General features: G+C 61.9%; 17 protein-coding genes. 14 read left to right on the forward strand and 3 right to left on the reverse strand.

Annotated features, from left to right (window positions below; all coding sequences use genetic code 11):
• A complete protein-coding gene (locus FHT28_RS12045; protein WP_047559314.1) occupies positions 1 to 315 on the forward strand; it encodes a phosphoribosyl-ATP diphosphatase in 315 nt (104 codons plus the stop codon).
• A gap of 6 nt (positions 316 to 321) precedes the next feature.
• On the forward strand, positions 322 to 1,317 hold the full coding sequence (gene coaA / locus FHT28_RS12050) for a type I pantothenate kinase (RefSeq protein ID WP_168596387.1): 996 nt from the start codon (positions 322 to 324) through the stop codon (positions 1,315 to 1,317).
• A gap of 3 nt (positions 1,318 to 1,320) precedes the next feature.
• On the opposite strand, the gene FHT28_RS12055 is transcribed toward coaA, so the two are convergent.
• The 3 genes from FHT28_RS12055 to FHT28_RS12065 all read right to left on the reverse strand — a co-directional run bounded on the left by FHT28_RS12055 (position 1,321) and on the right by FHT28_RS12065 (position 4,226).
• Complete coding sequence (locus FHT28_RS12055) at positions 1,321 to 1,929, reverse strand: alpha-ketoglutarate-dependent dioxygenase AlkB (RefSeq protein WP_047559318.1); 609 nt, start codon at positions 1,927 to 1,929, stop codon at positions 1,321 to 1,323.
• Between the two features lie 132 nt (positions 1,930 to 2,061).
• Complete coding sequence (gene arfB, locus FHT28_RS12060) at positions 2,062 to 2,496, reverse strand: alternative ribosome rescue aminoacyl-tRNA hydrolase ArfB (RefSeq protein WP_092573044.1); 435 nt, start codon at positions 2,494 to 2,496, stop codon at positions 2,062 to 2,064.
• A 119-nt stretch (positions 2,497 to 2,615) separates the two neighbouring features.
• A complete protein-coding gene (locus FHT28_RS12065; RefSeq protein WP_168596388.1) occupies positions 2,616 to 4,226 on the reverse strand; it encodes a phosphoenolpyruvate carboxykinase in 1,611 nt (536 codons plus the stop codon).
• Between the two features lie 350 nt (positions 4,227 to 4,576).
• Here FHT28_RS12065 and FHT28_RS12070 point away from each other — a divergent pair, with 350 nt between their 5' ends.
• The 12 genes from FHT28_RS12070 to trxA all read left to right on the forward strand — a co-directional run bounded on the left by FHT28_RS12070 (position 4,577) and on the right by trxA (position 22,563).
• Complete coding sequence (locus FHT28_RS12070) at positions 4,577 to 5,308, forward strand: response regulator transcription factor (protein WP_197072741.1); 732 nt, start codon at positions 4,577 to 4,579, stop codon at positions 5,306 to 5,308.
• Between the two features lie 194 nt (positions 5,309 to 5,502).
• On the forward strand, positions 5,503 to 7,296 hold the full coding sequence (locus FHT28_RS12075) for a sensor histidine kinase (protein ID WP_168596389.1): 1,794 nt from the start codon (positions 5,503 to 5,505) through the stop codon (positions 7,294 to 7,296).
• Positions 7,297 to 7,304: 8 nt separating this feature from the next.
• On the forward strand, positions 7,305 to 7,760 hold the full coding sequence (locus FHT28_RS12080; RefSeq protein WP_168596390.1) for an HPr kinase/phosphorylase: 456 nt from the start codon (positions 7,305 to 7,307) through the stop codon (positions 7,758 to 7,760).
• Between the two features lie 154 nt (positions 7,761 to 7,914).
• On the forward strand, positions 7,915 to 8,316 hold the full coding sequence (locus FHT28_RS12085) for a PTS sugar transporter subunit IIA (RefSeq protein ID WP_034481375.1): 402 nt from the start codon (positions 7,915 to 7,917) through the stop codon (positions 8,314 to 8,316).
• Positions 8,317 to 8,333: 17 nt separating this feature from the next.
• Complete coding sequence (locus FHT28_RS12090; protein ID WP_037195537.1) at positions 8,334 to 8,609, forward strand: HPr family phosphocarrier protein; 276 nt, start codon at positions 8,334 to 8,336, stop codon at positions 8,607 to 8,609.
• A gap of 182 nt (positions 8,610 to 8,791) precedes the next feature.
• The gene (gene ahcY / locus FHT28_RS12095) at positions 8,792 to 10,192 is read left to right on the forward strand and encodes an adenosylhomocysteinase (RefSeq protein WP_037195540.1); all 1,401 of its coding nucleotides are present in this window, start codon (positions 8,792 to 8,794) and stop codon (positions 10,190 to 10,192) included.
• A gap of 316 nt (positions 10,193 to 10,508) precedes the next feature.
• Entirely contained in the window at positions 10,509 to 13,094 is a 2,586-nt protein-coding gene (locus tag FHT28_RS12100) for a PAS domain-containing sensor histidine kinase (protein ID WP_037195542.1), read from the forward strand.
• The gene (gene tsaE / locus FHT28_RS12105) at positions 13,091 to 14,602 is read left to right on the forward strand and encodes a tRNA (adenosine(37)-N6)-threonylcarbamoyltransferase complex ATPase subunit type 1 TsaE (protein ID WP_168596391.1); all 1,512 of its coding nucleotides are present in this window, start codon (positions 13,091 to 13,093) and stop codon (positions 14,600 to 14,602) included. The genes FHT28_RS12100 and tsaE overlap by 4 nt, the downstream gene beginning before the upstream one ends.
• 77 nt (positions 14,603 to 14,679) lie before the next feature.
• A complete protein-coding gene (locus FHT28_RS12110; RefSeq protein WP_168596392.1) occupies positions 14,680 to 15,411 on the forward strand; it encodes a nucleotidyltransferase family protein in 732 nt (243 codons plus the stop codon).
• 5 nt (positions 15,412 to 15,416) lie between these two features.
• Complete coding sequence (gene addB / locus FHT28_RS12115; RefSeq protein WP_168596393.1) at positions 15,417 to 18,608, forward strand: double-strand break repair protein AddB; 3,192 nt, start codon at positions 15,417 to 15,419, stop codon at positions 18,606 to 18,608.
• On the forward strand, positions 18,601 to 22,167 hold the full coding sequence (gene addA / locus FHT28_RS12120; RefSeq protein WP_168596394.1) for a double-strand break repair helicase AddA: 3,567 nt from the start codon (positions 18,601 to 18,603) through the stop codon (positions 22,165 to 22,167). Before addB ends, addA begins: the two co-directional genes overlap by 8 nt.
• A gap of 75 nt (positions 22,168 to 22,242) precedes the next feature.
• Entirely contained in the window at positions 22,243 to 22,563 is a 321-nt protein-coding gene (gene trxA / locus FHT28_RS12125) for a thioredoxin (RefSeq protein WP_037195551.1), read from the forward strand.
• Positions 22,564 to 22,576 lie beyond the last annotated feature (13 nt).

The raw sequence follows: 22,576 nt of genomic DNA on the forward strand, positions 1-22,576 counted from the left end.
ATGAGCGGATTTACCCTCTCCGACCTCGAACGAATTGTCGAGGAGCGTTCCAAGGCCTCGCCGGAGGAATCCTGGACCGCGAGACTATGCGCCGCCGGCCAGCCGAAAGCCGCGAAGAAACTGGGCGAGGAAGCGATCGAGGCCGTGATGGCGGCGGTCACCAACGATCACGACAACCTCACCTATGAGGCCGCGGACTTGCTTTATCATCTTATGGTCGTATTGAAGATTGCAGGCATTCCGTTGCAGAATGTCATGGGTGAGCTCGAAAGGCGCACCGCACAATCCGGCCTTCAGGAGAAGGCGCGCCGGTAGAGAGCGATGACGATAGCGACCAAGTCCCCACCTGTGCCCGAAACGCTCGATATTTTTCAGGCGAAAGCCTATTCGCCCTATTATTTCTTTTCTTCGGAAGAGTGGGCGAAATTCCGGGCCGACACACCGCTGACGCTGACGGCCGACGAAGTGACGCGGCTGCGCTCGATGGGCGATCCGATCGATCTCAACGAGGTCCGGCGCATCTATCTGTCGCTGTCGCGCCTTTTGTCCTCGCATGTGGAATCCTCGCAGATCCTGTTCGAGCAGCGCAACCGGTTCCTGAGCCTCTCGAATGTCGCCAAGACACCGTTCGTCATCGGCATTGCCGGCTCCGTCGCCGTCGGCAAGTCCACCACGGCCCGTATCCTCAAAGAACTGTTGCGCCGCTGGCCGTCGAGCCCGAAGGTCGACCTGATCACCACGGACGGCTTTCTCTATCCGAATGCGGAACTGCAGCGCCGCAACATGATGCAGCGCAAGGGTTTTCCGGAAAGCTACGATACGGCAGCGCTGCTGCGCTTCCTCTCGGCGATCAAGGCAGGACAGCCGGATGTGAAGGCGCCCTGCTATTCGCACCTCGTCTATGACGTGCTGCCGAATGAATTCAAGACGGTCGACCGTCCGGATATCCTGATCTTCGAAGGCATCAACGTGCTGCAATCGCGGCATCTGCCGGCCGATGGCAAGATCGTGCCGATGGTTTCAGATTTCTTCGACTTCTCGATCTATATCGACGCCGACGAGGAGCTTATCCATACCTGGTATGTCGCCCGCTTCATGAAGCTGCGAGAAACCGCCTTCCGCGATCCCAATTCCTTCTTCCACCGCTACGCCTCGATCAGCGGCGAGGAGGCCCTGGCCATCGCCGAAGGGCTCTGGAAGAACATCAACCTCAAGAACCTGCGCCAGAATATCCTGCCGACCCGCCCGCGCGCCGACCTCATCCTGCAGAAGGGCAAGAACCATCTGATCGAACAGGTAGCGCTCAGGAAGCTTTGACGTTCAGGGATCAACCCGCCGTAAAGTCAGGTTTATCCGCCCGCCATTCTTCAGCAATGTCGACGTGGCCGGATAGATGCGGTCGACGCCATGGAAGCAGAGCCTGCCCTCCCCGCCGAGAACGACGATATCGCCACTGGAGAGCTTGAAAGATAGCGTGCGATCATTGCGGCTGAGACCGCCGACTCGGAAGAGGCAGCTGTTGCCCAGCGAGATCGACAGGACGGGTGCGGCCAGATCCTGCTCGTCGCGGTCCTGATGCAGCCCCATGCGGGCATCGTCGGCGTAGAAATTGACGAGGCAAGCCTGCGGCGGCTTTTCATAGCCAGCTATATCATTCCAGAGATCGAGCAATTGCGGCGGCATGGCCGGCCATGGTCGGCCGGTGACGGGATGCGTCGGCTGATAGCGATAGCCGCGCTGCTTGTCCGTCACCCAGCCGAGCGCACCGCAATTGGTCATGCGCACCGACATTTCCTTGCCTGTCCCGGGCATGGCGGGCGTGAACAGCGGCGCTTCGGCCACGATTGCGCGGATGGCCTCGACCAGGCCTTCCTGTTTGGGGCGATCGAGATAGTCGGGGAGATGGCGAATACCGTTGGGAAGCAGCATTGATGTTTTCCTGATGGTGCCGGCCAGGTGAATGTGCCGTCGTCGCAGGCACCGGTAGCTGCCGCGAAATCAGATCGCCCGACAATCCGCATTCTAATCCCGCCAAACCAAAAGCGCAGCCCGAAAGCTGACTTAATCGCCGCCAGGCTTGCCGCGCATCTTCTTGACTTCGGAGCGCCCGGATTTTTCCTTCAGCCGGCGCTCGATGGAACCCTTCGTCGGCTTGGTCTTCCTGCGCGGCGGCGGCGGCGGGGCCGCGGCTTCGAGGATCAGTTCCTTCAGGCGTTCGCGGGCATCCTCGCGATTGCGATCCTGGCTGCGGAAACGGCTGGACTCGATCATCAGCACGCCGTCCTTGGAAAGGCGCCGCCCGGCAAGCCTCGCCGCATTAGCCTTGACGCGCTCGTTGAGCGACGGCGAATTCTGGAGGCTGAAGAAAAGCTGGACCGCCGTCGCAACCTTGTTGACGTTCTGGCCGCCAGGACCGCCCGCCAGAACGAATTGTTCCGTCAGTTCCCAGCCGGCGATGGTGATCCGGTCGTTGATATAAAGCGCTTCGCTGGCCATGGTTTTCTCCGCGCCTGTCTATCCCACATCGGAGCGCGGTTGAAAACTACTGCCGGGCAAAATGAAAACCCGGCGAACTGGTCGCCGGGTTTCACGTGAGTCATTCCCGTTCTGGATGTTTATTCTGCTGCGACGGGCATTCCCGGCGCCGCGTCGCGGACATTGCCGTCGACGTGATCCTCGAACTTGGCGAAGTTGGTCACGAACATCTGGACCAGCTTCTTGGCCTGCGCGTCATAGGCCTCGCCATCGGCCCAGGTGGAGCGGGGGTCGAGGATGGCCGTGTCGACGCCCTCGACGGCAACCGGCACCGCAAAGCCGAAATTCGGATCGATGCGGAATTCGACATTGTCGAGATCGCCCTTCAGTGCGGCGGCCAGCAGGGCACGCGTCGCCTTGATCGGCATGCGCCGTCCCGTGCCATAGGCGCCGCCGGTCCAGCCGGTATTGACCAGCCAGCAGCTGGCGCCGTGGCGGGCAATCAGTTCCTTGAGCAGATTGCCGTATTCGGCCGGATGGCGCGGCATGAAGGGAGCGCCGAAGCAGGTCGAGAACGTGGCTTCCGGCTCGACGACGCCCTTCTCCGTGCCGGCGACCTTGGCGGTGTAACCGGAGAGAAAGTGGTACATCGCCTGTTCCGGCGCCAGCCTGGCGATCGGCGGCATGACGCCGAAGGCATCGGCCGTCAGCATGATGATCGTCTCGGGATGGCCTGTTAAGCCGGATTCCGAGGCGTTCGGGATGAAATGCAGCGGATAGGCGCTGCGGGTATTCTCCGTCAGCGAACCATCGTCGAGATCCGGGCGGCCATGCTCGTCCAACACGACATTTTCCAGCACCGTGCCGAAGCGGCGGGTCGTGGCGTAGATTTCCGGCTCTGCCTCGGCCGACAGGCGAATGGTCTTGGCGTAGCAGCCGCCTTCGAAGTTGAAGATGCCGTTTTCGCCCCAACCATGCTCGTCGTCGCCGATGAGCGTGCGCGTCGGATCGGCTGAGAGCGTCGTCTTGCCGGTGCCCGACAGACCAAAGAAGATCGCGGCGTCGCCATCAGGGCCGACATTGGCCGAGCAGTGCATCGGCATGACGCCGCGTTCCGGCAGCAGATAGTTCAGCGCGGTGAAGACCGATTTCTTCATTTCGCCGGCATAGGACGTGCCGCCGATCAGAACGATGCCGTTGACCAGATCGCAGGCAATCACCGTTTCCGTGCGGCAGCCGTAACGCTCCGGATCGGCGCGGAAGCTCGGCAGGTCGATGATCGTCAACCTGGGCACGAAGCTTTCGAGCGCCGAACGTTCGGGACGGATCAACAGGTTGCGGATGAACAGCGAATGCCAGGCGAATTCGGTGATGACACGCGTCGGCAGGGCGTAGTCGCGATCGGCGCCGCCGATGAGATCCTGGACGAACAGGTCCTTGCCATGCGCATGCGCCAGCATGTCTTCCTGCAACAGCGCGAAGTGCTCCGGCGACATCGGCTTGTTGTTGTCCCACCAGATCTGATCTTCGGTGGTGGCGTCGCGCACGACGAACTTGTCCTTCGGGGAACGGCCGGTGTGCTGCCCGGTCAGCGCCCTCAGCACACCATCGGCGGTGAGATCAGCTTCGCGGCGGCGAATCGCCTCTTCATAGAGGTGGGCCTCCATGAGGTTATAGCGCACGCTGGCGGCGGCTCCCAGGCCGATCGTTCCCAGTTCGGTTGCGGGATTACGGACGCCGAATTGCTCCATCACTTTTTTCCTCAACAAGGCCTTGGCCGTTAGAACTTTCTAAAGCGTAGAGACGTCTTTTTAAAAGCACAAGAGCGAAAAACAAAAAATATTTAATGATATCAGTTATTTAATCGATTTAAATAAACTTCGATAATTTTAAATCGTTTGAATTGACAACACCGGGACGTTTCGTCGCACAACCTTTGAGCAAGCGCGTCGCGGTTCGACAATCCACCCCTTTATCTTTGCCACAATTTGTTCCACCTTTATCCCCATAAGCGCGCCAGGTTACCGCCGACCGAGCTGGCAAACCGCCTGGGCTGGATTCCAAATCCGGGAGACGCGCACTGATGACGGAGACGAATACCATGTTGACAATCGCGCTCGTTGACGACGACCGCAATATCCTGACTTCCGTGTCGATTGCCTTGGAAGCAGAGGGATATAAGGTAGAGACCTATACGGACGGCGCGTCCGCGCTCGATGGTCTGCTCGCCCGGCCGCCGCAGCTGGCGATCTTCGATATCAAGATGCCGCGCATGGATGGCATGGAACTTCTGCGCCGCCTGCGGCAGAAGTCCGATATACCGGTGATCTTCCTCACCTCGAAGGATGAGGAGATCGACGAACTCTTCGGCCTGAAGATGGGCGCCGACGACTTCATCACCAAGCCTTTCTCGCAGCGCCTGCTGGTCGAGCGCGTCAAGGCGGTGCTCCGCCGCGCTTCCGCCCGCGAGGCCGCGAACGCAGCCGGCGGCAGCGCAGCCGCCAAGCCGGGTGCCACGCAGCAGGCCCGCTCGCTGGAGCGCGGCCAGCTCGTCATGGACCAGGAGCGGCATACCTGCACCTGGAAGGGCGAGCCGGTGACGCTGACCGTCACGGAATTCCTGATCCTGCATTCCCTGGCGCAGCGCCCCGGCGTCGTGAAGAGCCGCGACGCTCTGATGGATGCCGCCTACGACGAGCAGGTCTATGTCGACGACCGCACGATCGACAGCCACATCAAGCGGCTCCGCAAGAAATTCAAGATGGTCGATCTCGATTTTGATATGATCGAGACGCTGTATGGCGTCGGCTACCGCTTCCGCGAAGCTGCCTAGAGCCGGATGATTTTAGGTCGGATCGACCTAAAATCTGAATCCGCTCCGGAATCAGAAATAGGGCATGACGTCGTCCGAAATCCCCTCACACCTTTCGGCATCATGCCCGAATAGTTAACTGGACCATACAGCGGGCAATGGAATAAGAGCATGCGGACGGGACCGCGATCCCGTTCTTCGAAAGGGCCATTGGATTGGCACAGCTGGTGCAGGACAGAGATATAGATGACGCGGAAAGCCCGAGCGGCGCTCGACCTGCGCGCCGCCGATGGACTCATCCGTTCACGCTGATCCGCCGTATCTTCGGCAATGCCGTCTTTTCGAGCCTGACGCGGCGCATCCTGTTCTTCAATCTTGCCGCCCTTGTCGTTCTTGTCGGCGGCATTCTCTATCTCAACCAGTTCCGGGAAGGCCTGATCGACGCGCGCGTCGAGAGCCTGCTGACCCAGGGCGAAATCATCGCCGGTGCCGTTTCCGCCTCGGCATCGGTCGATACCAATTCCATCACCATCGATCCGCAGAAGCTGCTCGAGCTGCAGGCCGGCCAGAGCATTACGCCTGTTCCGAACGACGAGGACCTGGAATTCCCGATCGATCCGGAAAAGGTGGCGCCGGTGCTGACCCGGCTGATCTCGCCGACACGCACCCGCGCCCGCATCTTCGACGCCGATGCCAATCTGCTGCTCGACAGCCGCCACCTCTATTCCCGCGGCCAGGTGTTGCGCTATGACCTGCCACCTGTTGACGACGAGAAGCAGAGCTGGTCGGACTGGTTCAGCGGATTGCTGAACAAGATGCTGCAGCCAGGCAACCTGCCTGTTTACAAGGAAGCGCCCGGAGGCGACGGTTCGATCTATCCGGAAGTCATGAACGCACTGACCGGCGTGCGCGGCGCCGTCGTCCGCACCACGGAAAAGGGCGAGCTGATCGTCTCGGTCGCAGTGCCCATCCAGCGTTTCCGGGCTGTGCTCGGCGTGCTTTTGCTCTCGACCCAAGCCGGCGACATCGACAAGATCGTCCATGCCGAGCGCCTGGCGATCATGCGCGTCTTCGGCGTTGCGACGCTGGTCAACGTCGTCCTGTCGCTGCTTCTGTCGTCAACCATCGCCAATCCGCTGCGCCGGCTCTCGGCCGCCGCCATTCGCGTGCGCCGCGGCGGGGCGAAGGAGCGCGAGGAAATTCCCGATTTCTCCGCCCGCCAGGACGAGATCGGCAACCTCTCGATCGCGCTGCGCGACATGACGTCGGCGCTCTACGACCGCATCGACGCGATCGAAAGTTTTGCCGCCGATGTCAGCCACGAGCTGAAGAACCCGCTGACATCCCTGCGCAGCGCCGTCGAGACGCTGCCGCTGGCCAAGAGCGACGATTCCAAGAAGCGGCTGATGGATGTGATCCAGCATGATGTGCGCCGCCTCGACAGGCTGATCAGCGATATCTCCGACGCCTCGCGTCTCGACGCTGAACTCGCCCGCTCGGATGAAAAATCGCTCGATCTGGAAGTGCTGCTGCGCGACATGATCGATATTTCCCGCCAGGTCGGACACAGCAAGAGGGCAGTCGAGATTGAGTATTTGGTCGACCGCAAGCCGGCCAACAAGGCGAAGTTCACCGTCGTCGGTCACGACCTGCGTATCGGCCAGATCGTCACCAATCTCATCGAAAACGCTCGATCCTTCGTCCCGAACGGCACCGGGAAGATCACGGTGAGGCTGACGCGCACGAGGACGCGCTGCGTCATCTACGTCGAGGACAATGGCCCCGGCATCCAGGCCGAGGACATCGACCGCATCTTCGAACGTTTCTATACCGACCGGCCGGATTCGGAGGAGTTCGGGCAGAATTCGGGTCTCGGCCTGTCGATCAGCCGGCAGATTGCCGAGGCGCATGGCGGATCGCTCCGCGCAGAGAACATTATCGACACTGACGGCACAACGCTGCTGGGGGCCCGCTTCATCCTGTCTCTGCCCGCCGAGACGCCGGCATGAGCGGCCGCATGACCGTCGAAGCAGCCAATAATATTCACGCGACAGCGATCGTCATCGGCAATACCGGCCTATTGTTCCTGGGGCCTTCGGGCAGCGGCAAATCCTCGCTCGCCTTTTCATGTCTGACAGCCGCCAATCCGCTCGGGCTCGCCGCAGCGCTGGTCGCCGACGACCGGGTGTTGATCACAGAGCACGATGGTTCCATTTTCGCCGAATGCCCGCCTTCGATCGCCGGCCTGATGGAAATCCGCTACACCGGCATTGTTCGCCTGCCTTATGTTCAGAAGGCCGAAATGCACTTCGCCATCCGTCCGGTCGATCCAGCGACGGCGGAAAGGCTGCCTCCCGAGGACGAGCAGATAAACGTGACCGGCTCCATCCGGCTGCCGCTAATCCGCCTGTCTGCCAACTCGGTGAATCCGCTCGCAACAATTATGGCGAAAATCGCTTCCAGTTTGGATTAATCGGCCTTTTAAGCCTTCACAGGCGTTCAAATCCTGTATTTTAAGCTTGCACTTCGTCTTTTCATCGCCAAGATGTCCCCCCAACCGGTGGACGACATTGCTGCATTGCGATATTGGCCACCTGTTTGCGTAATGCGATGGGAGCAGTAATATCATGATCGGACTTGTGCTTGTCACTCATGGCAAGCTAGCTGAAGAGTTTCGGCATGCGGTCGAGCATGTCGTTGGTCCGCAGAAGTTCATAGAAACGGTATCCATTGGTCCCGAAGACGACATGGACAAGCGGCGACAGGATATCCTGCAAGCCGTCGCCGGCGCGGATGATGGCCACGGCGTTATCATCTTGACCGACATGTTCGGCGGCACGCCCTCCAATCTTGCAATTTCCGTCATGAATAGCGGCCATACCGAGGTCATCGCCGGCGTCAATCTGCCGATGCTTATCAAGCTTGCAGGCGTGCGCGGCGACAACAACATGGAGAAGGCTCTGGTTGAAGCTTCGGAGGCCGGACGCAAATACATCAACGTAGCCAGCCGTGTGCTCAGCGGCAAATGACGGACAGCACCGCCTCTATGACCGAGCTTTCCAGGGAACTCCTGATCATCAATAAGCGAGGCCTCCACGCCCGCGCCTCCGCCAAATTCGTCCAGACCGTCGAAGCCTACGACGCCGCCATCACCGTTTCCAAGGACGGGACGACGGTCGGCGGCAATTCGATCATGGGCCTGATGATGCTGGCGGCCAGCCCCGGCTGCAGCGTGCTGGTGACGGCGAGCGGCAATCAGGCCGCCGAAGCGCTCGAGGCGCTGGACCTGCTTGTGGCCAACAAGTTCGGCGAGGAAATCTAAGTTTTCCTCTTGGCTGCCGCCAGGATATAAAGACATAAAGACTTCTTTATATCATTATTGATTTCCAGCCTGAAGCCTGCTACACGGCATCATCCCACACGCTGTCAGCGTGCAATTCTTGTTGCATTCGGCCGAGGCGTTTTGCCCACGGCGCGGTTGCATCGTTCAGGCTGGAGATCTTCATGAGCACTGAAAAAGACTACGTCGTCGCGGATATCGGCCTTGCCGACTTCGGTCGCAAGGAAATCACGATCGCCGAAACCGAAATGCCGGGCCTGATGGCCTGCCGCGCCGAGTTCGGCGAAACGAAGCCGCTGAAGGGCGCGCGCATCACCGGCTCGCTGCACATGACGATTCAAACAGCCGTTCTCATCGAGACGCTGGTGGCGCTCGGTGCCGAGGTTCGCTGGGCATCCTGCAACATCTTTTCGACCCAGGACCATGCCGCTGCGGCGATTGCTGCTTCCGGCGTGCCGGTCTTCGCCATCAAGGGCGAAAGCCTCGAGGACTACTGGATCTACACCGATAAGATCTTCCAGTGGACCGATGGCGGCCTGTCCAACATGATCCTCGACGACGGCGGCGACGCCACCATGTACATCCTGCTCGGCGCCCGCGCCGAAGCCGGCGAGGACGTGCTCTCCAACCCGCATTCCGAAGAAGAGGAAATCCTCTTCGCGCAGATCAAGAAGCGCCTTCAGGCTTCGCCGGGCTGGTTCACCAAGCAGCGCGACGCCATCAAGGGCGTAACCGAAGAAACCACCACGGGCGTCAACCGCCTCTATCAGCTCAGCCAGAAGGGCCTGCTGCCCTTCCCGGCGATCAACGTCAACGACTCGGTCACCAAGTCGAAGTTCGACAACAAGTACGGCTGCAAGGAATCGCTGGTTGACGGCATCCGCCGCGCCACCGACGTCATGATGGCCGGCAAGGTCGCTGTCGTCTGCGGCTATGGCGACGTCGGCAAGGGCTCTGCCGCTTCGCTTTCCGGCGCCGGCGCCCGCGTCAAGGTTACGGAAGTCGATCCGATCTGCGCGCTGCAGGCTGCGATGGACGGTTACGAAGTCGTTCAGCTCGAAGACGTCGTCTCCAGCGCCGATATCTTCATCTCCACAACCGGCAACAAGGACGTCATCCGCATCGACCATATGCGCGCGATGAAGGACATGGCGATCGTCGGCAACATCGGCCACTTCGACAACGAAATCCAGGTTGCCGCTCTGCGTAACCTGAAGTGGACGAACGTCAAGCCGCAGGTCGACCTGATCGAGTTCGCCAAGGGCAACCGCATCATCCTCTTGTCGGAAGGCCGCCTGCTGAACCTCGGCAACGCCACCGGCCATCCGTCCTTCGTCATGTCCGCTTCCTTCACCAACCAGACGCTGGCGCAGATCGAGCTCTTCACCAAGCCCGGTCAGTATCAGAATCAGGTCTACGTGCTGCCGAAGCACCTCGACGAAAAGGTCGCCCGCCTGCATCTCGCCAAGCTCGGCGTAAAATTGACCGAGCTTTCGGACGAGCAGGCCGCGTATATCGGCGTCACGACCCAAGGTCCTTTCAAGTCCGACCACTACAGATACTGATTTTAAGATCAATATCCACAACATCTTGTGGCCCCGGCATTGACAAATGCCGGGGCTTATTTTTTGGCCAGCTCCCTTCCCGCAGATTCCCTTAGGCAGTATTGTTTTTGAACTTGATTCGTGACGAACCGGCGCGCCCGGAGCCATGAAAATGGGATGTCTTGTCAGGATGCGGCACAGTAGAGCCGGATGATGTTGGGTCGGCTCGACCTAACATCTGAATCCGCTCTCCAATCAAATAAGTAGAGCATGATGTCGTCCGAAAACCGCTTACACTTTTCGGCATCCTGCTCTGAAGGACGGAGACAGACCTCTTATGTCTGAAGGGGAAGACAACTTGCATCAGCCAGCGCTACGCGGAGCGGCAGCGTGGTTGCGGCAGGGCGGTGCATATATGTTTTTACCGCGGACGAAGCGAGGGAATGACAAGGGTCGGCTGGCCTCGCTGACCCGTCTGTTGCGGCTCAGCGTGTTCGGTGGCCTCGTTACCGGCCTGGCGGGTCCTGTTCTCGCGCAGAGCAACATCGCGTCGCAGGCGACCGTGCGCCTCTTCACCTCTTCCGAAATGGCTGTTTTTTCCATCATCATCGGCGTCATTTCCGCCGCTCTGCTGTCGACCGTGTGGATGGTCCGGCAGCGTGGCAATCTGGAAAACGAAAGCCGCGAGATCCGCACGGCGCTGTCCGATGCCAATCAACGCATTTCCCAGTACCAGGCGCTGATCGCCGACAAGAACCGCCGTATCGTCATCTGGGATGGCCAGAATGCGCGCCCGGAGCTGCTCGGCCAACTCCCGGTCGAGACCGGCGCGCCTCAGGACAACGAATTCCTTGCCTTCGGCCGCTGGCTGAAGTCGTGGTCGGCCGGCGAGCTGGACAAGGCGATCGACAAGCTGCGCGGCAACGGCCAGAGCTTCGACATGGTGGTCGAGACCAACCGCGACGAGATCCTAGAAGCGCAGGGCCGCATTTCCGGCGGCCGCGCCTTCGTTCGCTTCATCGCGCTCAACAATCTGCGCGCCGAACTGGCCGAGCTGAAGATCGAGCGCGACCGGCTGATGACGTCGATCTCCGCCTTCCAGAATCTGCTCGACGCCATCGACCTGCCGGTCTGGCAGCGCGATGCCGAAGGCAAGCTGACCTGGATCAACCAGGCCTATGGCGAAGCTGTTGAAGCCGTCTCGACGGAAGAAGCCATCCGCGAGGGGCGCGAATTCCTGACGACCGTGGCCCGCGAGCGCATTCGCGCTTCGGCGACCCCGGAATCGCCCTTCCACGACAAGATTTCGACGGTCGTACACGGCAACCGCACGTTCTTCGACGTCATCGACGTAAAGTCTCCGAGCGGCTCCGCCGGCATCGCCATCGACGTTTCCGAGGCGGAAGCGGTCCGGGCCGAGCTGGCGCGTACGCTGAAGAGCCATGCCGAGACGCTCGATCATCTGGCGACGCCGGTTGCGATCTTCGACGGCGACAGACGGCTGCAGTTCTACAATCAGGCTTTCGTGCAGCTCTGGGAGCTCGACATCGCCTTCCTCGAGAAGCGACCCGACAATAGCGAGATCCTGGACCGGCTGCGCGGCGCCAAGAAGCTGCCCGAGCAGCTGAACTGGAAGACATGGAAGGACGGCGTCCTTTCGGTCTATCGTGCGCTCGATACGCAGAGCGACCTCTGGCACCTACCCAATGGCCAGATTTTGAGGGTTTTCGCCACGGCGCATCCCCAGGGCGGCGCCACCTGGGTGTTCGAGAACCTGACCGAGCAGGTCGACCTTGAAACGCGCTACAATACGCTGGTCAAGGTGCAGGGCGAGACCATCGACCACCTATCCGAAGGCGTCGCCGTCTTCGGGCCTGATGGCCGTATCCGCCTTTCGAACCCGGCCTTCCGCATTCTGTGGAACATCACGGAGGCGCAGGCCAAGCCCGGCACGCATATCCAGGCGCTGGCCGAGGCCTGCACGCCCTCCTACGACCGACCGGACGGCTGGAAGCGCTTTGCCGAGCAGATCACCAGCTTCGATGACGAGCGGCCGTCGTCGCAGGGCACGCTGGAGCTCTATTCAAATCTGGTGCTCGATTACGCCGTCATTCCGCTGCCGAATGCGCAGACCATGCTGACCTTCGTCAACAAGACGGACAGCGTGCGCGCCGAACGGGCACTGACCGAGAAGAACGAGGCGCTGCTGAAGGCGGACGAACTGAAGAACGACTTCGTCCAGCATGTCTCCTACGAACTGCGCTCGCCGCTGACCAACATCATCGGCTTCACCGATCTCCTGAAGACGCCCGGCATCGGCTCGCTGAACGATCGGCAGGCCGAATATATCGACCATATCTCCACCTCGTCGTCGGTGCTGCTGACGCTTGTCAACGATATTCTCGACCTGGCGACGGTCGATGCCGGCATCATGCGGCTGAACTATTCCGAGATCGTGCTCAGCGATCTTCTAGACGAAGTATCGATGCAGATTGCCGACCGGCTGCAGGAAAGCGGCGTGACGCTGGAAATCACCGTGCCCGCCCATCTCGGCTCCATTGTCGCCGACCAGCAGCGGCTGAAGCAGATTTTGCTCAAGCTTCTGACCAATGCCGCCAATTTCGCGCCCGAGGGATCGACTATCGCGCTGACCTGCGGACGCGAAGGCACGGATTTCGTCTTCTCGGTCGCGGATAACGGCCCCGGCATATCGGAAGATCTGATCCACACGGTCTTCAACCGCTTCGCTTCCAACGGCAAGGGCGGCAAGCGCAGCGGCGCGGGCCTTGGCCTTTCCATCGTGGAAAGCTTTGTCAGCCTGCATGACGGCCAGGTCTCGATCGAAAGCGAACCGGGCAAGGGAACGAAGGTGACCTGCCGTATTCCGTCCGCCGGACTGCCCCACTCCGTCGCAGCAGAATGACAGCAACCGACACCAGCATCTCCCTCTTCCTCGCAGATGATACGGCCACCGCCCAGCTTGGGGAGGATCTGGCGCTGGCGTTGAAGGCAGGCGACTGCGTGGCGCTTTCCGGCGACCTCGGCGCAGGCAAATCATCGCTCGCACGCGCGCTGCTGCGTGCCATGGCCGATGACGTAGAACTCGACGTACCAAGCCCGACCTTTACGCTCGTGCAGTCCTATGAGCTGCGCATCCCCGTCTCCCATTTTGACCTTTATCGCCTTGGCGATCCCAGCGAATTGATGGAACTCGGCTTCGACGAAGCGCTGCAGACCGGCATCTGCCTCGTCGAGTGGCCTGAAATGGCGGAAAGCGAGCTGCCGAAAGAGCGCATCGTAATCAAACTGGAACATGAGGGTGAAGGACGGCGGGCGACGATCATGGCCCCGGCCAGGCAAATGGCGCGCATCCGGCGCGTGCTGGCGATACGCGCCTTTCTCGATGCTAGTGGCTATGCAGGCGCCCGGCGCCGCTTCCTGACCGGGGACGCCTCGCTGCGGGCCTATGAGTCCATCTATCCGCGTGGCGAGGGCAGCCGTGTGATCCTGATGGATTGGCCGCCACTGCCGGAGGGACCGGCGGTGCTCGATGGCAAGCCCTATCCGAAGGTCGCGCATCTCGCCGAAAATGCCTATCCCTTCGTGGCTCTCGCCGACATTCTCCGCGAGAACGGCTTTGCCACACCCGAAATCTTCTCCGTCGACTACGAGCAAGGCATCCTGCTGATCGAGGATCTCGGCACCGATGGCGTGCTCGACGAGCATGGCAGGCCCATTGCCGAGCGCTATCGCGCCAGCGTCGCGTGCCTCGCACATCTGCACAGCCTTACCATTCCCCACGATATTCCGGTGACGCCGGATCATACCCATCACATTCCGGATTTCGACCGGACCGCCATGAAGATGGAAGCGCGGCTGCTTCTCGACTGGCATCTGCCCTGGAAACGCGGCACCCCGGCCAGCGACGCCGAACGCGCCGATTATCTGGCGATCTGGGATCAGCTCATCGACCAGCTTGATGACGCGGAAAAAAACCTGCTGCTGCGCGACATGCATTCGCCCAACATCATCTGGCGGGCGGCGGAAAAAGGCATCCAGCGCATCGGTCTCATCGATTTCCAGGACGCGATGATCGGGCCTACGTCCTATGATCTCGCCTCGCTCGTGCAGGATGCGCGCGTGACGATCGAGCGCGATCTGCACGATCAGCTGATATCGGACTACCTCGCACTTCGGCATGCCGAGGGCGGCTTCGACGAGGCCAAGTTCCTGAAAAGCTGGGCCATCATGTCGGCGCAGCGCAACTGCAAGCTCGCCGGCCTCTGGGTGCGGCTGCTGCAGCGTGACGGCAAACCCGGCTACCTCAAGCACATGCCGCGCACCCTCGCCTATCTCGCCATCGCCTTCGAGCATGAGGCGCTGGCTCCCTTGCGCGAATGGTGCGAGAAAGCCGGTATCGGCGAGGAATAGCGACCGAAGACCCGGCGACGGCTTTCCGGCCTTGTGCTAAAGGAAAGCAAGCGACCGAATCACGAGTTCGAGACGAGATGACCATCAAGCAAGCCATGGTATTGGCCGCGGGGCTCGGAACCCGCATGCGGCCGATCACCGACACCATCCCGAAGCCGCTGGTGAAGATCGCCGGAAAGTCGATGATCGATTACGCACTGGACGCATTGGCCGAAGCCGGCGTCGAGCGTGCAGTCGTCAATGTGCATCACCATGCCGACCAGATGGAAGCGCATCTGCGCAGCTATCGCGGGCTCGAGATCCTGATCTCAGACGAGCGAGACGCGCTGATGAACAACGGCGGCGGCCTGGTCAAAGGCTTCAAGCTGCTGAGCCGCGACCCGGTTTTCGTGATGAATGCCGATCTGTTCTGGATCGGCGAACGGCCAGGCGAACCGACAAACCTTGAGCGTTTAGCCGGATTCTACGACGCCTCCCGCATGGACATGGCCATGCTCTGCGTCGAGCTGGAAAAAACGACGGGCCATAACGGCAAGAACGATTTCAGCATGGCTGAAGACGGCCGGCTCCAGCGCTATCGAGACGCGCCGCATGACGGCGTCGTCTATGCCGGCGCCATCGCGATGGATCCGTCGCTCCTCGACGACGCACCGGCTGACGCCTTCAACATCAATATATACTTCGACAAGGCCATTGCCCGCGGCCGGCTCTACGGTACGATGCTCGAAGGTCACTGGCTGACTGTGGGGACACCCGAGGCAGTCGGCGAGGCGGAGGAAACGATCCGGACTTTCCGGGCGTTTGCGTGAGGCCCATGGCAGGCGGCCACCGGCAACGCATCCTGACGATCCCGACAGGCCTGCCCTTCCTGAAGACCCTTGCGGCTGCTCTTTGCGACGGCCGGCTGACCGAGCATTTCCGCCATGATCCGAGCGATCCGCTGTCGCTCGCCAAGGTCACCATCTTCCTGCCGACACGGCGCGCGGCGCGTGTCCTGCGCTCGGAATTCGTCGATCTGCTCGGCGGCCGTTCCGCCATCCTGCCGGTCATTCGCCCGCTCGGCGAAACCGATGACGACAGCGGCTATTTCGAGGAAACCCTACCTGATACGGCCGATCTGGCGCAGCCGCTTGCCAATACGGCGCGGCTTCTGGAGCTGGCGCGGCTGATCCTTGCCTGGCGCAACAAGCTGCCGCAGATCGTGCGCGACATCCATTCCGATTCACCGCTCGTCGCCCCCGCAAGCCCGGCCGATGCCATATGGCTGGCGCGCAATCTCGCCGAGCTTATCGATTCGCTTGAGACCGAGGATCGGGACTGGAGCGAGCTTGCCAGTCTCAACGCCGAAGAGCATGCGCTCTGGTGGCAGCTGACGGCCGAATTTCTGCGGATCGCCAGCGCCTTCTGGCCGGCGCGCCTCGAAGAGCTCGGCAAGTCCTCCGCCGCCCGCAATCGCAATGCCATCCTTCGCGCCGAAGCACAGCGGATTGCCGCGACGCAGCATCCGGGACCGGTGATCGTCGCGGGTTCGACCGGCTCGGTGCCGGCAACTGCGGAGCTGATCGCGGCCGTCGCCTCGTTGCCGCAGGGGGTGATCGTCCTGCCCGGACTCGATCTTTCGATGCCGGAAGAGCACTGGCAGCTCGTCGCGCCGGAAACGGTCGCCGGCGAAAGGCCCGATCCGACCACGCGCAGCCATCCGCAATACGGCCTTTCATTGCTGCTGAAGCGCTTGCATGCCACCCGTCACGATGTCGAAACCGTTGCCGAGGCGGCGGAGAGCATGCAGATGCGGGCGCAGATCCTGTCGCGCGCTTTGGCGCCGGCAGAGGCGACGAGCGGCTGGGGAAGCTGGCACAAGACGCTTGCTCCTGATGCCATAGCCAGCGCTTTCACCGATGTCGCCCTGATCGAGGCGGCAAACGAGCGCGAGGAAGCGACGGCAATCGCCATCGCATTGCGACTGGCGCTGGAGAAGCCGGGACGCAATGGCGGCGAAAGCCAGGCCGCCTTGATCACGCCCGACCGCAACCTCGCAAGGCGCGTGACCGCAGAACTATCCCGTTTCGGCATCACCGCCGACGATTCGGCCGGCACGCCGCTTTCGGCCATGCCGCAAGGCACGCTGCTGCAATTGCTGCTCGAAGCGACGCTCCGCCCTGGCGATCCCGTCTCCATCGTCTCGCTGCTCAAGCATCCCCTCGCCCGCTTCGGCTTGCTGTCGCAGACGCACCGGCTCGGCGTCGACGCGCTGGAAATCCTGGCGCTCAGGGGCGGAGTCACCCATGTCGATATCGGCACGCTGGAGGCGCTGCTCGATATCAGGCTCGCCGAACAGGCGAACGACCGCCACGCGCCGCAATGGCGCAAATCGCTTCCCCCCGAATCCGTGGAGCATGCACGCGAGCTGGCGAGTAGGGTCACCAGGGCATGTGAGCCGCTTGTGACGGCACTCTCCTTGCAGACGGCCGACGGCTTACCTACCCTTTCGGAATGGGCCGAGCGCACCGGCCGGACGCTCGAAGCCGTCGCGACCGACGAGCGCGGTGATCTCGCGGCGCTTTGGTCCGGGGAAGCCGGAGATACGCTCGCCAGCCTGCTGAAGGAAGTCATCGACACCGAAGGCCAGCTCGAGGCGGACGGGCCGCAATGGATCGACATCATGACGGCCCTCTGCGTGGGACAGGCGGTGAAGCCGCGGGCTCTCAGCCACCCGCGCCTTTTCATTTTCGGCACGCTTGAAGCGCGCCTGCAGAGCGTCGACACACTGATCCTCGGCGGCTTGAATGAAGGCTCATGGCCCGGACAGACGGCGAACAATCCCTTCATCTCGCGCACGATGAAGACGGAGATCGGCCTTGAGCCGCCGGAACGACGCATCGGCCAGCTTGCCCACGATTTCGAAATGGCAAACGGCACCCGTGACCTCATCTATTCGCGCGCTCTGCGCCAGGGTTCGACGCCGACGGTCGCCTCCCGGTGGCTGCAGCGGCTGATCGCGCTCGGCGGCGAAGACCTTGAAAGCACATTGAAGGCACGCGGCGATCAATACCGCCATTGGGCAGGCCTGATCGACGAAGGCGACAATCAGGCCCCGGCATTGCGGCCGGCGCCGAAGCCGCCCGCTGAACTGCAGCCGAAAAGCTATTCCTTCAGCGAGGTCGGCCGCCTGCGTCGCGACCCCTATGCCATCTATGCGCGGCGCGTGCTGCGGCTCGATCCGGTCGATCCGTTCAATCGCGATCCCGGCCCGGCCGAGCGCGGCACGCTCTATCACAAGATCATCGACCGCTTCGTTCGTGAAGGCCACATTGCCGGCACGCCGGATGCGACGCTGGCTATGGATCGCATCATCGCTGAGCTGTTCGATGCACAGCGGCTGCCTGACCATATCGACAGCGTCTGGCGGCCGCGCTTCCGCGAAGTGGCCCGCGCCTTTCTCTCCTGGGAAGCGGAACGACGGCCGGAGGTTCGCAAGACGGCGACGGAAGTGCCGGCCGGTGTCGAAATCGAGCCCATCGGCGTCAGGCTGACTGGCGTCGCCGACCGCATCGACATCAAGAGCGACAAGGCGGCCGATATCATCGACTACAAGACCGGCTACAATCCCTCGCCGCCGCAGGCCCGCGCGCTGCTCGACCCGCAGCTGGCGCTGGAGGCCTATGCGCTCAGACAGGGTGCCTTCCGCAATATCGGCGCGATGGTTCCCGAAAACCTGCTTTACGTGCGGCTGCGGCCGGGCGATCGTTTCAAGGTCGATCAGGTCAACAACGAACATTCCAGCCGCGGCAGCAAGACGGAAACAAAGTCGGCTATGGACCTGGCGCAGGAAGCGATGGACCAGTTCGTCAAATTCGTTTCGCTGCTGCAATCCGGCGAGAAGGGCTTCTCCTCGCGGCTGATCCCCGCCCAGCAGTTCGAATATGGCGGCGATTACGATCACCTCGCCCGCGTTTCGGAATGGTCGACGGCAGAAAGCGAACAGGAAGGCGGCGGCGATGAGTGAGCTTTCCGCCAGCGAACCAGCCGGCCTGCCCGACAGCGACGACCCCGGCGTCTGGATCAGCTGGACGACGATCCAGCAATCCATCGCCTCGGACCCCGAACGTTCGGCCTGGGTTTCGGCCAATGCCGGCTCGGGCAAGACGCATGTGCTCACCCAGCGCGTCATCCGCCTGCTGCTATCAGGCGCCCGGCCCTCGGCCATCCTCTGCCTCACCTATACCAAGGCCGCCGCTTCCGAAATGTCGAACCGCGTCTTCGACCGGCTGGCAACTTGGGCGACGATGCCGGACGAGGAGTTGAAAACGCGCATCGCCGATATCGAGGGCGCGGAACCGGATATCTTCAAGCTTGCCGAGGCGCGTCGGCTCTTTGCCAAGGCGCTGGAGACGCCGGGCGGGTTGAAGATCCAGACGATCCATGCCTTTTGCGAGGCCTTGCTGCATCAATTCCCGCTCGAGGCGAATGTCGCCGGGCATTTCTCCGTTCTCGACGACCGTGCGGCGGCGACCCTACTCGAGGATGCGCGCCGCGCGCTGCTGGCCTCCGCGACGCCGCACGGCGATGCCGAGCTGGCACAAGCCTTTGCCTATGTGCTCGATCTCGGCGATGAATCGGGCCTGGAAACGCTGCTCGGCGATATCGTCGCCAAACGCAACGCCATCCGCCGCTTTACCGAAGCGGCGGAGCGACAGGGCGGCCTTGAAGCGACGCTGCTGGCGCGGCTCGGACTTTCCGCCGACGACACGGAAGCCGGCATTGCGGAACAGTACTGGCCGCTTCCCGGCCTCTTCGGTGCGACGCTGGAGCTCTATCTCACGCTCGCCGATCAGAAGGGCGGTGCAAAAGCACAGGAGATCGCTTATGCGCTGCGCCTCGCCAAACGCGAGGCGGATGCTATCGCCCGCGCCGAGATACTCGAAAAGGTCATGCTGACCGCGAAAGGCGAACCGAAATCGGACAGCCAGTTTTTTGTGAAGGCGATGCTGGCGGACGCTCCGGCACTTTCCGATGCAGTGGCGGCGGCACGCGCTCATGTCGTTGCCTGCCGCGACCGGCTGAAACTGATGCGGATGTACCGGGCGACCCGCGCTGCCCTTATCCTCGCCGACCGGCTGAACCGAGACTATGAGGAGCTGAAGAAGCGGCGCAGCCAGCTCGATTTCGAGGATCTCATCACCCGCACGGCGGACCTTCTCAACAAGAAGGGCGTCGGGCCATGGATTCACTATAAGCTGGATAAGGGTATCGATCACATCCTTGTCGATGAGGCACAGGATACCAGCCCGATCCAGTGGAGCGTCATCCAGTCGCTAGCGGAGGATTTCTTCGCCGGCGAAAGCGCGCGGCCGACGCTGCGGACGATCTTTGCCGTCGGCGACGAGAAGCAATCGATCTATTCGTTCCAAGGCGCGCGGCCGGAGCGCTTTTCCGAGGAAAGCGATCGCACCCGCCGACGGGTGGATGCCAGCGGCCTGCGGTTCTCGTCGATTCGGCTGCCGCTGTCCTTCCGCTCGACGGCCGATGTGCTCGGCGCCGTCGACCATATCTTCACCAGCCCGGAGAACGCTAGGGGGCTCAGCGCCGTCAACGAGCCGGTGGTGCACCGCTCCAGCCGCATCGGCCATCCCGGCGCCGTCGATCTCTGGGAGATGATCGCGCCGGAACCGGCTGCCAAGGAGGAGGACTGGACGGCACCTTTCGATTCGACGCCGGAAAGCGCACCGCCCGCCATCCTGGCGCGGCGGATGGCGCAGACGATCGGCAACCTCATCGGGCGAGAGACGATCATCGAAAAAGGCAAGGCCCGCTTCATCGAAGCCGGCGACATTCTCGTGCTGGTGCGCAAGCGCGACAGCTTCGTCAACGCGCTGACCCGCGCCCTGAAACGGCGCGGCAACATTCCCGTCGCCGGTGCCGACCGGCTGGTGTTGACCAGCCATATCGCCATTCAGGATCTCCTGGCGCTCGGCCGCTTCCTGCTGTTGCCGGAAGACGATCTTTCGCTTTGCGCACTGCTGAAAAGCCCGTTGTTCGACCTCAGCGAAGAGGATGTCTTCGCGGTCGCGGCTTATCGTGATGACCACGAGAGCGTCTGGAGCCATCTGCAACGGTTCGCCGAAGACGGCCATGACCGCTTTAGCCGGGCCGTCGAACAGCTGAAGACCTTCCTTGCTTTGTCGAAAAGCCTGGCGGTGCATGACTTCTACGCTCGCGTGCTCGGCAGCTTCGGCGGCCGGCGGCAGTTTCTGGCGCGGCTCGGCACCGAGGTCAGCGACATCCTCGACGAATTCCTGACCTTCGCGCTGGATCACGAGACGGGCGGCCTGCCCGGCCTGCAATCCTTCATCTCGACGTTGGAACTGGAAGCACCAACCGTCAAGCGCGAGCAGGACAAGGGCCGCAACGAAGTGCGGATCATGACGGTGCATGCATCGAAGGGGCTGGAAGCGCCGATCGTCTTCCTCGTCGACGGCGGCGGCAAGGCCTTTACCCATACGCATCTGCCGAAGATGCGGCTGATCGAAACCGGCAAGGACCAGATCCCGCTGCCGGTCTGGGTGCCGGTCTCCGCGCTTGCCAATTCGCTGACGCAGGCCGATACGGCGCGGCTGCAGTCGCTGACCGAGGAAGAATATCGTCGCCTGCTCTATGTCGGCATGACGCGCGCTGCCGACCGGCTGATCATCTGCGGCTACCGCGGCATCCGCGAAAACAGCGATACATGGCACGCGATGATTTCGGCGGCGCTGCGCCAGGACGAGCAGCATTGTACGTTGAGGACTTTCTCCGGCGCTGATGGTGACTGGCAGGGCTTGAGCTGGCGAATTGCGCAAGTGAAGCTCGATTTCGAAATCATGCCGGAGCCGGAGAAACTGATGGAGCGCGCGGGCTTGCCTGCGGGACTCAGCCGACCACTGCCGCCGCAGAGGAACCTTCCCCGGCCGCTCAGCCCCTCTGGGGTCGGCACCGTCATCGACGATGAGGCCGACAATCTGCTCGTCACTTCGGCGCTTTTCGGCGAGAAAGCGAAGTCCGACCACGCTCTGCAGAAGGGCCGCTTCATCCACCGCATGCTGCAGACACTGCCTGATATCGCGCCGGAGGATCGCGCCGACGCGGCGCGGCGCTACGCCGAACGCGCCGCGCGCTTCTGGCCCCAGGCCGAGCGGGAAGCATTGATCGGCTCCGTCATGGCGCTACTCTCGCACCCGGACCTGCAAGGCACCTTCAGCGCGCATGCCCAGGCCGAAGTCTCGATCATGGGCACGTTGACGCTCGGCAGCCAGTCCTACGCCGTCTCGGGCCGCATCGACCGTCTGGCGGTACTCGACGACCGCATCGTCATCCTGGACTACAAGACGAATCGCGTGCCCCCGGGCAGTGAGCGGGACATTCCCTTCGCGCACAAAGCGCAGCTTGCTATCTACCGCTCCGTCCTTTCGCCGCTCTATCCGGGAAAACGCATCGATTGCCTGCTGGTCTATACCGAAAACGCTTCGATCTATACGCTGTCCGACGACGCCCTTGCATTGGCGCTTGCGGAGCTCCAGACAAAGTGAAATATCGGACATTGAAATTCAGGCGCCGCCCCCTCACATACATAGCAACCGCAAATCCTGGTAAAGGAGCAGCCTATGGCTACCGTTAAAGTCGATACTTCCAACTTCACTGCTGAAGTCCTGCAGTCCGCAGAGCCCGTCGTCGTTGATTTCTGGGCCGAATGGTGCGGTCCGTGCAAGATGATCGCTCCGGCTTTGGAAGAGCTCGCCGTACAGTTTGAAGGCAAGGTCAAGGTCGCCAAGCTCAATATCGACGAAAATCCGGAACTGGCCGCCCAGTTCGGCGTTCGCTCGATCCCGACGCTTGCCATGTTCAAGGGCGGCGAAGTGGCTGACATCAAGGTCGGCGCCGCTCCGAAGACCGCCCTGCAGAGCTGGATTTCCAGCGCATCCTGATAGGTATCGACTG

This window comes from Rhizobium sp. SG570, from assembly GCF_012275345.1.
Taxonomy (GTDB): Bacteria; Pseudomonadota; Alphaproteobacteria; order Rhizobiales; family Rhizobiaceae; genus Rhizobium; species Rhizobium lusitanum.